The 13,099-nt window shown below is 68.6% G+C and carries 14 protein-coding genes and 1 rRNA gene; 11 read left to right on the forward strand and 4 right to left on the reverse strand.

Translation table 11 applies throughout. The features are described 5' to 3' along the window. Window positions 1–46 precede the first annotated feature (46 nt). The 5 genes from rrf to ABD355_RS27990 all read left to right on the forward strand — a co-directional run bounded on the left by rrf (window position 47) and on the right by ABD355_RS27990 (window position 4,115). Window positions 47–163: ribosomal RNA gene (gene rrf, locus ABD355_RS27970) — 5S ribosomal RNA — on the forward strand. A 61-nt stretch (window positions 164–224) separates the two neighbouring features. Continuing rightward, window positions 225–869 carry an HAD family hydrolase gene (locus ABD355_RS27975; RefSeq protein ID WP_344403484.1) on the forward strand — a complete coding sequence of 215 codons (645 nt, stop codon included), beginning with the start codon at window positions 225–227 and terminating at the stop codon, window positions 867–869. A 92-nt stretch (window positions 870–961) separates the two neighbouring features. Continuing rightward, the gene (locus ABD355_RS27980; RefSeq protein ID WP_344403485.1) at window positions 962–1,690 is read left to right on the forward strand and encodes a VC0807 family protein; all 729 of its coding nucleotides are present in this window, start codon (window positions 962–964) and stop codon (window positions 1,688–1,690) included. Window positions 1,691–1,768: 78 nt separating this feature from the next. Then, a complete protein-coding gene (locus ABD355_RS27985) occupies window positions 1,769–2,992 on the forward strand; it encodes an MFS transporter (RefSeq protein ID WP_344403487.1) in 1,224 nt (407 codons plus the stop codon). Next, entirely contained in the window at window positions 2,943–4,115 is a 1,173-nt protein-coding gene (locus tag ABD355_RS27990; protein ID WP_344403488.1) for an acetoin utilization protein AcuC, read from the forward strand. The genes ABD355_RS27985 and ABD355_RS27990 overlap by 50 nt, the downstream gene beginning before the upstream one ends. Before the next feature lie 45 nt (window positions 4,116–4,160). Here ABD355_RS27990 and ABD355_RS27995 read toward each other — a convergent pair whose 3' ends face one another. Next, window positions 4,161–4,592 carry a spore-associated protein A gene (locus tag ABD355_RS27995; RefSeq protein WP_344403489.1) on the reverse strand — a complete coding sequence of 144 codons (432 nt, stop codon included), beginning with the start codon at window positions 4,590–4,592 and terminating at the stop codon, window positions 4,161–4,163. Window positions 4,593–4,799: 207 nt separating this feature from the next. On the opposite strand from ABD355_RS27995, the gene ABD355_RS28000 reads away from it, so the two are divergent. The 5 genes from ABD355_RS28000 to ABD355_RS28020 all read left to right on the forward strand — a co-directional run bounded on the left by ABD355_RS28000 (window position 4,800) and on the right by ABD355_RS28020 (window position 8,616). Further along, entirely contained in the window at window positions 4,800–5,615 is an 816-nt protein-coding gene (locus tag ABD355_RS28000) for a phosphatase (protein WP_344403490.1), read from the forward strand. A 129-nt stretch (window positions 5,616–5,744) separates the two neighbouring features. Next, the gene (locus tag ABD355_RS28005) at window positions 5,745–5,954 is read left to right on the forward strand and encodes a helix-turn-helix domain-containing protein (RefSeq protein WP_016437488.1); all 210 of its coding nucleotides are present in this window, start codon (window positions 5,745–5,747) and stop codon (window positions 5,952–5,954) included. 154 nt (window positions 5,955–6,108) lie between these two features. Next, the gene (locus tag ABD355_RS28010; RefSeq protein ID WP_003948845.1) at window positions 6,109–6,207 is read left to right on the forward strand and encodes a 30S ribosomal protein bS22; all 99 of its coding nucleotides are present in this window, start codon (window positions 6,109–6,111) and stop codon (window positions 6,205–6,207) included. 280 nt (window positions 6,208–6,487) lie between these two features. Further along, window positions 6,488–7,549, forward strand: coding sequence for an NAD-dependent epimerase/dehydratase family protein (locus ABD355_RS28015; RefSeq protein WP_344403491.1), 1,062 nt, complete (start codon window positions 6,488–6,490; stop codon window positions 7,547–7,549). A gap of 14 nt (window positions 7,550–7,563) precedes the next feature. Further along, window positions 7,564–8,616: a lysophospholipid acyltransferase family protein gene (locus ABD355_RS28020; RefSeq protein ID WP_344403492.1), complete on the forward strand. Its 1,053-nt coding sequence runs from the start codon at window positions 7,564–7,566 to the stop codon at window positions 8,614–8,616. Window positions 8,617–8,678: 62 nt separating this feature from the next. On the opposite strand, the gene ABD355_RS28025 is transcribed toward ABD355_RS28020, so the two are convergent. From ABD355_RS28025 to ABD355_RS28035, 3 genes are all read right to left on the reverse strand, one after another. Next, on the reverse strand, window positions 8,679–9,905 hold the full coding sequence (locus tag ABD355_RS28025) for a DUF5667 domain-containing protein (RefSeq protein WP_344403493.1): 1,227 nt from the start codon (window positions 9,903–9,905) through the stop codon (window positions 8,679–8,681). Between the two features lie 267 nt (window positions 9,906–10,172). Then, window positions 10,173–10,949, reverse strand: a complete 777-nt coding sequence (locus ABD355_RS28030) for an ECF subfamily RNA polymerase sigma factor, BldN family (protein WP_275781229.1) — start codon at window positions 10,947–10,949, stop codon at window positions 10,173–10,175. 537 nt (window positions 10,950–11,486) lie between these two features. After that, the gene (locus ABD355_RS28035) at window positions 11,487–12,398 is read right to left on the reverse strand and encodes an HAD family hydrolase (RefSeq protein ID WP_344403494.1); all 912 of its coding nucleotides are present in this window, start codon (window positions 12,396–12,398) and stop codon (window positions 11,487–11,489) included. A gap of 161 nt (window positions 12,399–12,559) precedes the next feature. Between ABD355_RS28035 and ABD355_RS28040 the strand changes: the two genes are divergently transcribed. Next, entirely contained in the window at window positions 12,560–12,835 is a 276-nt protein-coding gene (locus ABD355_RS28040) for a glutaredoxin family protein (RefSeq protein WP_344403495.1), read from the forward strand. Window positions 12,836–13,099: the final 264 nt, after the last annotated feature.

Below are 13,099 nucleotides of genomic sequence, written 5' to 3' on the forward strand. Positions count from 1 at the left end.
TTCTGAGGCAACGACTGTGTTTTTTCCGGTCGTAACTTCATAGTGTTTCGGTGGTTATAGCGTCAGGGAAACGCCCGGTTACATTCCGAACCCGGAAGCTAAGCCTTACAGCGCCGATGGTACTGCAGGGGGGACCCTGTGGGAGAGTAGGACGCCGCCGAACAATTTTTGAGAAAACCCCCGCACCATTCGGTGCGGGGGTTTTCTGCGTTTAGGCTCGAGTTATGCGCTATGACCTCGTGATCTTCGACAATGACGGAGTCCTCGTCGACAGCGAGCCCATCTCCAACCGGCTCCTGGCCGCCTGCCTCACCGAGCTGGGGCACCAGACCTCGTACGAGGACTCCCTTCGCGACTACATGGGCTCTGCGATGCACCGGATCCATGACCTGATCGAGGAGCGGACCGGGCAGCGGCTTCCGGAGGACTTCGACGACGTCTTCCATGCGCGGGTATTCGAGGCGTTCGAGCGGGAGTTGGAGCCGGTTGCCGGGGCCGTCGGTCTCGTGGAGAAGCTGGCCGCTGACGGGGTGCCGTACTGTGTCGCGTCCTCCGGGAGTCATGAGCGGATTCGGGTGGGGCATCGGAAGACCGGGCTGGACCGGTGGTTCGATGACGGGCGGGTCTTCAGTTCGCAGGATGTGGGGCGGGGGAAGCCGGCGCCGGACCTGTTCCTCTACGCCGCCGAGCGGATGGGGGTCGCGCCGGAGCGTTGTGTGGTCGTCGAGGACAGTCCGCTGGGGGTGCAGGCGGCTGTCGCGGCCGGGATGGATGTGTACGGGTTCACCGCCATGACGCCGGCCGAGCGGCTCGTCGGGGCAACGCAACTCTTCAGTGATCTGGGGGAGTTGTCTGACCTGCTCGTATGACGTCGGCATCGGTGGGCGGCTGACATTTGTCATGCCGAGCTCCGGACGATCGTTTCTACTGGCGACCGGGTGCCGCACGCGAAGCTGAGGGCATGACGACGAACACGGTGGCCCAGGGCCAGAGCAGCAACCAGACTCCCAGCGCGCTCGACAACCTCCGCCCGCTGATCGTGGATGTGGCGGTCCCGCTCGGTTCGTACTACCTGTTCAAGGACGCCTTCGGGATGAGCACCTTCGCGGCGCTCGCCTGGAGCAGCGTCGTCCCCGCGGCGCGGACCGTCTGGAGCGTGGTGAAGGAGCGCAGGACCAACGGGCTGGCGGGTCTGATCCTCGTAGTGAACGTGGTCTCCCTGCTGCTGAGCTTCGTCTCCGGTGACCCGCGGCTGATGCTCGCCAAGGACAGTGCGGTCAGCAGCACCGTCGGTATCGGCATCCTGGTCTCGGTGGCTCTCGGCCGGCCGATGATGACCGCCGGGATGAAGCCCTTCCTGGTGAAGGGTGACCCCAAGAAGGAGGCCGCGTGGCAGCGACTGGCCTCGGGCCGGGCGGCGGCCTCGGCCGACTTCCTGCGCAAGGAGCGGACGTTCTCCGTGGTCTGGGGCGTGGCGCTGCTCGCCGAGTGCGTGGCGCGGATCGTGGGGGCGTACACCGTCCCGGTCGACACCATGGTCTGGCTCGGAGGCGTCGTGATGGCCGGTGTGATGGTGCTGACCTTCCTCGTCAGCGGTGGGCTGGCCGCCGGGCCGATGGAGGAGATGCTCCGCGCCGAGGCGGAGGCCGAAGAAGCGGCCGCTCGGGACGCCGTCGCCGTCGCCGCCTGACCGAGAAAGTAAAGCTGAGGGAAATTCATCTTTGGCTTGATCTACCCACAGGTAGCCCGGGGCCCTACGCTCGCCGCCATGACAGATGTGCTGCGGCGCGGTAGGGCCTCTTTGGCGTTCAGCTTCCTTGCTCAGGGCGCCACCTTCGCCCTTCTGGTGACCCGGATCCCGGCCATTCAGGACCGGTACGGGGTCTCCGACGCGCTGCTGCCCGTTTTCCTGGCCGCCGTGCCGATCCTGGCGGGCGTCGGGAGTGTGACGACCGAGCAGCTGGTGAAGCGGATACGGCCCGGTCTGCTGCTGCGGTGCCTGCAGCCCGTGGTGCTCCTGGCGCTCCTCGGCGTCGGGTCCGGGGATCACCTGGCCGAGCTGGGGATCGCGCTGGGGGCCTTCGGGCTGGCGGTGGGCGGGCTCGACGCCTCGATGAACATGCTCGGGGTGAGCCTGCAGAGGGCGTACGGGCGCAGCATCATGCTCAGCTTCCATGCGGCGTTCAGCCTGGGCGGGATCGTGGGGGCCTCGCTGGCCTGGGTGGGGGCGCACTGGCATCTGGCGCTGTGGGTGTCGTATCTGCCGGTCGTCGCGGTGCTGTTGCCGGCCACGCTGGTCGGGAGCCGGTGGTACGTCGACTCCGGTGCCTCCGCCGGCGTCGTGGAAGAGGGGGAGGGCCGGGCGCAGGGGCAGTCCGTCGTCTTCAAGCTGCTGCTGCCGCTGTGTCTGGTGATGACCTTCGCGTACATCGGGGACTCGACCGTCTCCAACTGGAGCGCCAAGTATCTGAAGGACGTTCTCGGGAGTTCGGAGCAGCTGTCGACCGTGCCGTACAACGTCTACATGGTGACCACGCTGGTGGGGCGGTCGCTCGGGGACCTGGGGGTACGGCGCTTCGGGGCGGTGGCGGTCGTTCGGCTGGGGGCGCTGGTGGCGGCGCTGGGGTTCGCGGTGGTGGCCCTCGCGCCGGGGGCATGGGTGGGGATGCTCGGGTTCACGCTGCTGGGGCTGGGGCTGTGTGTGCTGGTGCCGCAGACCTTTGCGGCGGCCGGGCGGTTGTTCCCGCATGCCTCCGATGCGGCGGTCGCGCGGCTGAATGTGTTCAACTACGTCGGCTTTCTGATCGGCTCGCCGCTGGTGGGTGCGCTGGGGGATGCGTGGAGCTACCGCGGGGCCATGGCCGTACCGATGGTGTTGGTGCTGGTGACCGTGGTCTACGCCAGGTCGTTCGCTCCTCAACCGGACCGATACGGTGGCGGGCATGAGCGGCCGCGCACAGCTGATGTGGGACGAGGCAGTAACGGGCTATGACTTCGGTCCGGACCACCCAATGGATCCGGTCCGGCTCGCCCTGACCAGGCGTCTTGTCGATGCCTTCGGGCTCGACAAGGAGGTCGGGGTGGTGGCGGCGAAGCCCGCCGGGGAGTCGACCCTGCGGCTCGTCCACCGGGAGGACTACGTCGACGCCGTGAAGGTGGCGTCGGCGGATCCGGAGGCGGCGGACGGGGCGTACGGGCTGGGCACGATGGACGATCCCGCCTTCGCCGGGATGCACGAGGTGTCCGCCCTGATCGCGGGGCAGTCGGTGGGGGCCGCGGAGGCGGTGTGGCGCGGGGACGCGCTGCACGCGGTGAACTTCGCGGGCGGGCTGCATCATGCGATGCCGGGGAGTGCCTCGGGGTTCTGCATCTACAACGACGCCTCGCTGGCGATCGCCCGGCTGCTGGAGCTGGGCGCCGAGCGGGTCGCGTACGTCGATGTGGACGTGCATCACGGCGACGGTGTGCAGGCGGCCTTCTGGGACGACCCGCGGGTGCTGACGATCTCGCTGCACGAGCATCCGCGGACGTTGTTTCCGCAGACCGGGTGGCCGGAGGAGACCGGGGCCGACTCGGCTGAGGGCTCGGCCGTCAATGTGGCGCTGCCGGCCGGGACCGGGGACGCCGGGTGGCTGCGGGCCTTCCATGCCGTCGTACCGGAACTGATCGCCGATTTCCGGCCGCAGGTGCTGGTGACCCAGCACGGGGCCGATACGCACTTCGAGGATCCGCTGGCGCATCTGGCGGTGTCGCTGGATGCGCAGCGGGCCGTGCAGGTCGCCTGCCACGAGCTTGCGCACGCGTACGCCGACGGGAAGTGGGTTGCGCTGGGTGGTGGTGGTTACGCGGTGGTCGAGGTCGTGCCGCGGTCGTGGACGCATCTCGTGGGGATCGCGGCGGGGCGGGAGATCGCGCCGGAGGCCGTGATCCCGGAGGGGTGGCGGCAGGAAGTGTTCGCGCGGACGCGGCAGTTGGCGCCGGCGCGGATGACTGATGGGCGGTGGCCGGTGTCGTACCCCTCCTGGGAGGCGGGGTACGACCCTGCGGACCGGTTGGACCAGGCGGTGCTGGCTACTCGGCGGGCTGTGTTTCCGTTGCGGGGGTTGCTGGCGTAGAGACGGTCCCGGGGGCGGGCGCAGCGGCCCGCCCCCGGTGTCGTGTCAGCTGCAGTGGCCCGAGTCGCCGGCCGAGGCGGTGCCGATGGTGCCGCCCCACGCGACGCAGTGGCCACGGCCGTTGATGTAGACGGGGCCGGCGTAGCTCGTGTACTGGCCGGAGTCCTTGGCGACGGGCTCGCTGCTGTCGATGGCCTTCAAGGTGACCTGCATGTAAGTCCTGGCGCCCGTGGTGTTGCGGATGGTCACGGCGCAGTTCTTGCCGGTCGACTCGTTCCAGGTCAGGAACACCTTGCCGGAGTTGCCGACCGGGGTGGAGTCGATGACCTTGTAGCCGGCGCCGCAGGCACCGTTGTACGACGCGGCTGCGGCCCTGGCGGTGGTGGCCGCCGAGGCCGGAGCGGTGGCGGCGACCGTGCCGCCGAGCGCCAGCACGGTGAGTGCGGCGGCGGTCGTGGCGCGACGGGACAGGTTCATGGTGTTCCCCCTGGTGATGTGTTGGCCAATGCGGTGCGGACGGTTGGTCGTTGCCGTCCACGCAGAGTGAGACCAGGGAGCCGCTTCGACGGTTGTGGGCTGTTGTGTCCCTGTTCTGTCACCAGTGTCACAAGAGCCGTTACGCCAACTGTGCGGTGTTTACGCGTTCGCATGCCCCCGGCCGGGCCCGTCCGCCACCATCGATGTGTGTTGAGCACCGGAGCCCTGCGGGCCCATCTCCTGGCCGCCCGTCTCGCCGGGCCCGTGGCCACCTCCCGGGAGGAGAGCCTGCGCAGCTATCGACTGTTCGCTGCCGGTGACCCCCGCGTGCTGATCGGACTCGATCCCGAATGGACATGGGCGCAGCGGGATCTGATCGAGTTGATGGCGGACAAGTGTGGGGTTTCGGCCGATCCACGGCATGTCTCCGGCCATGACGTGATCGATCCGGAGCGGACTCTGACCGCTCTGGATGCCTTCGCGGACCGTCTGGCCGCAGCCGCGCAGCGCAGCGCCCCTGTGCTCCTCGGCACCGGTCACCCGCACCGGCTGCTCGGGTTCTACGCCGCCTTGGCGGAGGCGTTGTCGGCGGCGGGATGTACTGTCCTCACACCGGCGCATGGTCACTGTGTCGACATAACGACCCGGTTCGGTCTACGTACGTACAACCTTGACTACGTACAAGGAGTCGCGCTGGTGCGGGAACCCGGCACGTCTCGCCCCGGTTGTGCGACCGGCGCACACACGCATTCACCGCTCCCGGTTCGTATCGCGCTGGCCGCGGCGGCCGAGGCCGGCGGGCCGCTACCCGAGCTGGTCGTCGGGGACCACGGCTGGGTCTGCGGGGCAGGTCAGCTGGGGTTCGAGGCCATTGGGCTGGCCGATACGGACGACCCCGCGCTCTTCGTGGGAGAGGCCGAGGGGTCCGTGTCCGTCGTCGTTCCACTTGATGACGCTGTGCGGTCTGATTACTACCGGCCGCTTACCCGCTACGTACTCAATCGAGCGTGTCTGTCACAGTAGGCCGCCGATGGGTGCACCTCTTCCCCACTCGCATCACCCGCCCCTACATTGGGGAGTGAGCACGCAGCGACGAAGAGTCACCGGAAGGGGAAGCCGGTGGCCGTCGAGTGCGGAAGGTTCAGGTGTGTCATGGCTGCTGAGCAGAGGCCTCTGAGCGAGGTTCAGTTCCTTACCGTGGCGGAGGTCGCCTCGGTGATGCGAGTGTCGAAGATGACCGTGTACCGCTTGGTGCACAGCGGTCATCTGCCCGCGATCAGGGTGGGGCGGTCCTTCCGCGTCCCCGAGAACGCGGTTCACGAGTACCTCCGCGAGAGCTACGTGGGGGTGGAAACCGCCTGACGGCGATCCCCGGGGGGATCCTCAGGGCTCTTCTGGATCTCCCCCGGCACCCTCGATTACGACCTCAGCGCTCGGGCGGGTAGGCTGACCCCTCGTAGGTCGTATGGGCCCATGGCGCCCAGCACCGAGTGATGAGAAGTGAGCGAGGGTAGTCGTGGGCTCTGTTATCAAGAAGCGGCGCAAGCGGATGGCCAAGAAGAAGCACCGCAAGCTGCTCAAGCGCACGCGCGTTCAGCGTCGCAACAAGAAGTAGGCGACGCTCCAGGAGCGTGTTCTGTGGCCCCCCACCGCAACCGGTGGGGGGCCACATGCGTTTGGAGTTCACAGAAGCTCCCAGAAGCGCACGGGACCTCGCGCAAGGCCCGTGCGTACGCACGGGTTTCACATGGCTTGGTCTGTTCGTACGTCTGTGGATGTCGTCACTTCGTGCATTGGGTGGTCATCACAGCGCAACATCGACCCGCTAAGTTGGCCGCACACGGGGAACGCGGCAGGCTACGAGTATCGGATGGGCTGGAAGGAAGGCGCAGATCTTGGGCAAGGTCGTGCTCGTGACCGGAGTGGCCCGCAGGCTTGGGGGCCGGTTCGTACGACGGATCCAGCGTGACCCGCAGGTGGACCGGGTCGTCGCCGTGGACGCGGTCCCACCCGAGCACCACCTGGGCGGTGCCGACTTCATCCAGGCCGACATCCGGCAGCCCACCATCGCGCGCGTGCTGGCCGAGACGGGCGCCGACACGGTCGTCCACATGGATGTGAGCGCGACCGGGCTCGGCAGCGGCAGCCGGACCGCGATCAAGGAAACCAACGTCATCGGCACGATGCAGCTGCTCGGCGCCTGCCAGAAGTCGCCGACCGTGAAACGGCTCGTCGTGAAGTCCAGTACGAACGTGTACGGGTCCGCGCCCCGTGATCCCGCGGTGTTCACCGAGACCACCCCGCCCAAGTCCCTCCCGAGCGGAGGCTTCGCCAAGGACACCGTCGAGGTCGAGGGGTATGTACGGGGCTTCGCGCGGCGGCGGCCGGATGTGGCCGTGTGCGTGCTGCGGTTCGCGAACATCCTGGGGCCCACGGCCGACACGCCGCTCGCCTCCTACTTCGCGCTGCCGGTCCTGCCGACCGTGTTCGGGTACGACCCGCGGCTGCAGTTCGTGCACGAGGACGACGTGATCGAGGTGCTGCGGATCGCCTCGCACGAGCCGGAGCGGGGCACGCTCAACAGCGGCACGTTCAACATCGCCGGCGACGGCGTCCTGCTGCTCTCCCAGTGCTCCAGGCGGCTCGGCAGGCCCACGGTGCCGCTGCTGCTGCCCGCGGTCACCTGGGCGGGCTCCCTGGTGCGTACGCTGGGTATGACGGACTTCTCGCCCGAACAGATCCGGCTGCTGACCCACGGTCGGGTCGTGGCGACGGACCAGATGCGTGAGACGCTCGGATTCAAGCCGAAGTACACGACCGCGGAGACGTTCGCGGACTTCGCGCGCAGTCACGGACCCGGGCTCCTGCCGCCGGAGGCCCTTGCGGGGGCCGTCGACCGGATCGCCGCGCTGTCCCTGCCGGGCAGCGGCCACCCCCCGACGCAGAGCGCCAACTGAGGAGCGCATCAACGATGGCGGATGCCAAGGTCATTCCGTTCGACGACGACCGGTCCCGTGGGAGCGCCGTACAGCGGCCGCCGCGGCGCCGGGGCGCGGGGAGCCGACGCAAGACCACGGAACCCGCGCTGGTCGGCGACGTCCAGCCCCTGCCCAGCAGGGCGCGCACGCAGGATGATGTTCCTGTGACGCATGAGGAACAGCCGCCCCAGCGGCCGCAGCACGACGGCGGGCTGGAACGGCGCGTCGCGAGCGGCCTGAGCTTCCTGCGCCGCCGCCTCACGGGCGACTACGAGGTCGACGACTTCGGCTACGACGAGGAGTTGACCGACCAGGTCCTGATGTCCCTGCTGCGGCCGGTGTACGAGAAGTACTTCCGGGTCGAGGTGAAGGGCATCGAGAACATCCCGTCGGAGGGCGGCGCGCTGATCGTCGCCAACCACTCGGGGACGCTCCCGCTGGACGGCCTGATGATGCAGGTCGCCGTGCACGACAACCATCCCGCAGACCGGCATCTGCGTCTGCTCGCGGCGGATCTCGTCTTCATGCTGCCGGTGGTCAACGAACTGGCCCGCAAGCTCGGCCACACCCTGGCCTGCGCGGAGGACGCCGAGCGGCTGCTGGGGCAGGGCGAGCTGGTCGGGGTCATGCCGGAGGGCTTCAAGGGCATCGGCAAGCCCTTCAGCGAGCGCTACAAGCTCCAGCGCTTCGGCCGCGGCGGCTTCGTCTCCACCGCCCTGCGCCACGGCACGCCGATCATCCCCTGCTCGATCGTCGGGGCGGAGGAGATCTACCCGATGATCGGCAACGCGAAGACCCTGGCCCGCCTGCTGGGCTTCCCGTACTTCCCGCTGACGCCGACGTTCCCGTGGTTCGGTCCGCTCGGTGCGGTGCCGCTCCCGACGAAGTGGACGATCCAGTTCGGAGAGCCGATCCCGACGGACGGCTATCCGCCGGAGGCGGCGGAGGACCCGATGCTGATGTTCAACCTCACGGACCAGGTGAGGGAGCAGATCCAGCACACGCTGTACAAGTTGTTGGTGCAGCGGCGGTCGGTGTTCTTCTGAGGTTTTCCCGTACGGCAACGGGGGCGCCCCCCTGGAGAGGGGCGCCCCCGTTGCCGTACGGGCTACTGGTTTGTCTCGTTGCCCTCGATGCCGAGGCCGGGGAGCAGGCCCGGGAGTAGGGGCGGGATCGTCACGTCCGGTTCGGTGGACGGGGACTTGGTGGACGACGGGGAGGCGCTGCCGGTGTCCTTGGGCGGCTCGAGCAGGCCGCCGGTGCTGCCTCCGAGGAGGCCCTCGCCGGTGGAGCCGGTCGACTGGCTGGGGCTGCTGGAGTGGCTGTGTTTGGAGGAGCCGCTGCCGCTGCCGGAGGTCGCGGATCCCCTGCCGGAGCCGGGTGTGCCCTTGGACGCCGGACCCGAGCCGTGGTGCTTGCCGTGGCCGCCGCCGTGGGCCGCGGACGGGGGCAGCAGGGACTGCAGCGGGGCGACCTCTTCGTCTATGGCGGCGAACACCGACGACACCTGGCTGCTGACGTCTCCCAGCTGGACCGGGAGTTTCTGGCGGAGTGCGCCCCAGACCTCGCGGTGCGAACGGGAGAAGGCGGACAGGGCCTGGATGGGGCCGAGGGACCCGGGGTCCCGCTCGTACGCCTCGTGCAGCAGCCGGTGGCCCTCGGACGCGTCCCGCGTCATGCCCGACAAGGTGCGGCGGATCTCCCCGACGGACTCGTGATCGAGGTGGCCGCCGCCGCGGCCGCGCTCCATCAGGCGGCGGGCCTCGGCCAGCCGGGTGGAGGCCTGATCGAGGTAGGCCACTCCGCGCTCGTCGTCCCCTTCGGACAGGTAGTTGAGCTTGAAGTCCTCGATGCCGCGTTTGAGTCCGTAGAGCGAATCGCCGGGCAGGGCGTCCGAGCTTGCGGCCGCGACTCCGCCGAAGGCGCCCGCCGCGACCCCGACGCTGAGCCCGCCCGCGGCCAGGCCCTTGGTCAGCCGCGACCGCGGTCGCAGCTTGCCCAGTGGGCTCGCGCGGTGCGCGCCACGGGAGCGCTGTTCGGGTACCGCGGTGTCTGCCGCCTCGCCGCCGGCGCCGCCCTCCTGCACCATGGCCTCGAACGCGGCCACCAGTTGTGCTCGTTGGACGACCTTGACCTCGGGGTCGAGCTCCGGTCTGGGCAGCTCGCCGAGACACTCCGCGAGGGCCAACAGACGGCCCTGCTCGGTCTGTTCCGCAGCAGCCGGGGCCGGGGCCGGTCCTTCGGACTGCTCGGCCGCCGTGCCCTGGTCCGGCTGCTCCTCCAGGGCCTGGGCGAAGGCGTTCGCCCGCCGGTGTGCCGATACGTTCGCGATCACTGGCGGCACCTCCTCTCGTGATGACGGTCGACTCCCCAGGGGGTCCTGAGGGTTGCACGCTCTGACCACATCCACACGATCGAGTGATCGGAGACGGCCAGGGAGTGACCACAGGGAGCCTGCATCCCGCACAACGAGCGTCTCGGCACTTGGGTTACGGACGACGGATGATCGGATCGGGAAGTCAACGGACTTTCACTGACAGCTAGTTGGGCGTCACTGAGCGTGCACTGCTGTGTTCTGTCAGGTCCGGCGTGCGGCGTTCCGTCAGCGGGCGTCGTCCGGGAGGAGGCGGGCCAGGGTGCGTACGGCTCGGTACTGGAGGGTCTTGATGGCGCCCTCGTTCTTGCCCATCACGCGGGCGGTCTCGGCGACGGAGAGGCCCTGGAGGAAGCGGAGCGTCACGCACTCCTGCTGCTGGGGGTTGAGACGTCGCACGGCGTCGAGCAGGGCGGCGTTCGAGAGGGACTCCAGGACGGAGTCCTCGGGGGAGCGCTCGACCTCGTTGGCGTCGAGCATCTCGCCGGTGGTCACCTCGAGGCGGAAGCGGCTCGACTTGAAGTGGTCGGCGACGAGGTTGCGGGCGATGGTGACCAGCCAGGCGCCGAAGTCGCGGCCCTGCCAGGTGAAGGTGCCGATGCGGCGCAGGGCGCGCAGGAACGTCTCGCTGGTGAGATCCTCGGCGGTGGCTTTGCCGCCGACGCGGTAGTAGATGTACCGGTACACGGTGTCGCTGTACTGGTCGTAGAGGCGGCCGAAGGCGTCGGCCTCGCCGGCCTGGGCGCGTTCGACGAGGTCCATCATCCGGGCGCTGTCGCTGTCCGCGGCCGGGCGGCGGGTGGTGGTGGCACCGGCGGCGCGGCTGCGTCTGCCGACGGCGGCGGTGCTGCCGTCGGCGAGGGCGTAGCACGGGCCGACGGGGGTGCTGGCTACGGCTAGGGCGGGGACGGCGTACGCGGTGGGGACGAAGCCGCGCAACAGGTTGTGGACCGTTGCGCGCAGCGTAGCCAGGCCCGAGGCGTCAACCCCGACGTGTGGGTACACGGGACTCCCAGAGGCAGAGCTTCCATCACGTGCAGTGCGGGACCTTTCACCCGTCGTAGCGACGGAGGGGTACCGGTTTGCGTCTGAGGAGAATAACGCTTCGTACAGGCGCTGCTACACCCAGTTGCTCAAATCATCGATTACGTCGCTTCTGTAACCGATTGGCGACCTTTCAAGTGTCGTAGCGTGACTGGTTGTTGATCGGTATGCGTCGTGTTTCGAGTGGGAACGGGGCGTGTTGTGGCCGTGTGCAGCCAATGGGACTGGACAGGGGGTGTGGGGGCAGGTCGTGGGGATTGGCGTGTTCGGGGCAGGGCTGGTTGCGGTGTGATCAGGAGTGGTGCGGGAGTTGATGTTTTCCAGCCCCCGCCGCCGTGCCCCGGCTGACTTGTGGCGCAGGGTGTTTGCTGCAGCCGGTCATTCGCCGTTCTGTCCAGCGGCGCTCCGCTCTCGGGGCGGCTCAGCGCAGCGGTGAATCGACCTCGGGGCGGTCGTGTTGCCTGATGGTGGTTTCTCGTCCGGGGCGGGCGAGTCGGGTCAGCGGCGGCGTTTGTGGAGGGCGATGGCTGCTGCTGTGCCGCCCGCCACCGCGCCCACGCCTGCCGCTGCGGGGATGCCCACCTTGGCTGCCTTGCGGCCGGTGCGGTAGTCACGGAGGCGCCAGTCGAGCTTGCGGGCGTGTTTGCGGAGCTTGGTGTCGGGGTTGATCGCGTACGGGTGGCCGACCAGCGACAGCATGGGGATGTCGTTGTGGGAGTCGCTGTACGCGGCGCAGCGGGAGAGGTCGAGGCCTTCGGCGGAGGCGAGGGCGCGGACGGCTTCCGCCTTCGCGGGGCCGTGGAGGGGTTCGCCGACCAGTTTGCCGGTGTAGACGCCGTCGACGGACTCGGCCACCGTGCCCAGCGCGCCGGTGAGGCCGAGGCGGCGGGCGATCACCGTGGCGATCTCGACCGGGGCCGCCGTGACCAGCCACACCTTCTGCCCGGCGTCCAGGTGGGCCTGGGCGAGTGCGCGGGTGCCCGGCCAGATGCGCTCGGCCATGTACTCGTCGTAGATCTCCTCGCCGATGGACTGGAGTTCCGCGACGCGGTGGCCCTTCACGATGGACAGGGCCGAGTCGCGGGCCTCCTGCATGTGTTCCGGGTCCTCGACGCCGGCCAGCCGGAACCACGCCTGCTGCCAGGCGAACTTGGCGAGGTCGCGGGTCTCGAAGAACTTGCGCTTGTACAGGCCCCGCCCGAAGTGGAAGAGGGCAGCACCTTGCATCACGGTGTTGTCGAGGTCGAAGAAGGCTGCGGCCTTATCGTCGCCGAGCACCGGGAACTCCGGTTCCTCCGGGGGGACGTCCTGCGAGGACTTGCGCGCTGCCTCTGCCGAGGCCTCGCCTGCCAACACGCTCCGCGCCGTGGCGGAGTGCCTACGGGGAGTGAGCCATCCGAGAGCGGCCATGTCCGTGAGCATAGCCAGTTTGTTCGGTGCCTCCAGACGCGAGAGGTTTGAACGTTGTGAACTCTCCGCGACCGTGTCGTTAAAGAACTGATCCGATCCTCCCCTTCCGTGGCGTTTTCGCGGGTGTGCCGCGACCGTGCGCTCGCGGGAGAATGGCTGACATGAGTCCCCTCTTCCGTCGTAAGGCCCAGGACGCCCCGAGCCGGAGCGTCACTCTCATCCGTAAGGCGGGGTGTCACCTGTGTGATGACGCACAGCTTGTGGTGGAGAAGGTGTGCGCGGAGGTGGGGGTGACGTGGGAGGCGAAGGACATCTCCCTGGATCAACAGCTTCACGACCAGTATTGGGAGCAGATTCCCGTGGTTCTCGTCGACGGCCGGCAGCACACCTTCTGGCGCGTGGACGAGCAGCGGTTGCGCAAGGCACTGACTGAGTAGTCCAAGTCGTCCGGAACCTCGCCTAGGATCGACGGCGACTGGTCTCGGGGGCGGGGATCGTAAGAGGAGAGTGTGCGGTTTTGCCCCCACGAGATGAGAAGCGGTGGTGCTTGTGCGCCGGTTCCGCATCAGTGCGCCGGGGGCGCGTGACCCCGGTCACGTTGGCCGGGCAAATCGGACACCATCTTTGTGCACGCGTTCACAAAGACATAGCCTGCTGTCGACGGGGCGGTCTGGGTACGTGTGACCGCCTGCAGCCCCGCT

It is taken from the genome of Streptomyces longisporus, from assembly GCF_039532765.1.
Lineage (GTDB): Bacteria > Actinomycetota > Actinomycetes > Streptomycetales > Streptomycetaceae > Streptomyces > Streptomyces longisporus.

Excerpts from the sequence above, each read along its gene's own strand:
- ABD355_RS27990 (WP_344403488.1), top strand. The coding sequence starts at position 2,943 with ATGAGCGGCCGCGCACAGCTGATGTGGGACGAGGCAGTAACGGGCTAT.
- ABD355_RS28020 (WP_344403492.1), top strand. The coding sequence starts at position 7,564 with ATGGCGGATGCCAAGGTCATTCCGTTCGACGACGACCGGTCCCGTGGG.
- ABD355_RS28040 (WP_344403495.1), top strand. The coding sequence starts at position 12,560 with ATGAGTCCCCTCTTCCGTCGTAAGGCCCAGGACGCCCCGAGCCGGAGC.
- ABD355_RS28005 (WP_016437488.1), top strand. The coding sequence starts at position 5,745 with ATGGCTGCTGAGCAGAGGCCTCTGAGCGAGGTTCAGTTCCTTACCGTG.
- ABD355_RS27985 (WP_344403487.1), top strand. The coding sequence starts at position 1,769 with ATGACAGATGTGCTGCGGCGCGGTAGGGCCTCTTTGGCGTTCAGCTTC.
- ABD355_RS27975 (WP_344403484.1), top strand. The coding sequence starts at position 225 with ATGCGCTATGACCTCGTGATCTTCGACAATGACGGAGTCCTCGTCGAC.
- ABD355_RS27980 (WP_344403485.1), top strand. The coding sequence starts at position 962 with ATGACGACGAACACGGTGGCCCAGGGCCAGAGCAGCAACCAGACTCCC.
- ABD355_RS28035 (WP_344403494.1), bottom strand. The coding sequence starts at position 12,398 with ATGGCCGCTCTCGGATGGCTCACTCCCCGTAGGCACTCCGCCACGGCG.
- ABD355_RS27995 (WP_344403489.1), bottom strand. The coding sequence starts at position 4,592 with ATGAACCTGTCCCGTCGCGCCACGACCGCCGCCGCACTCACCGTGCTG.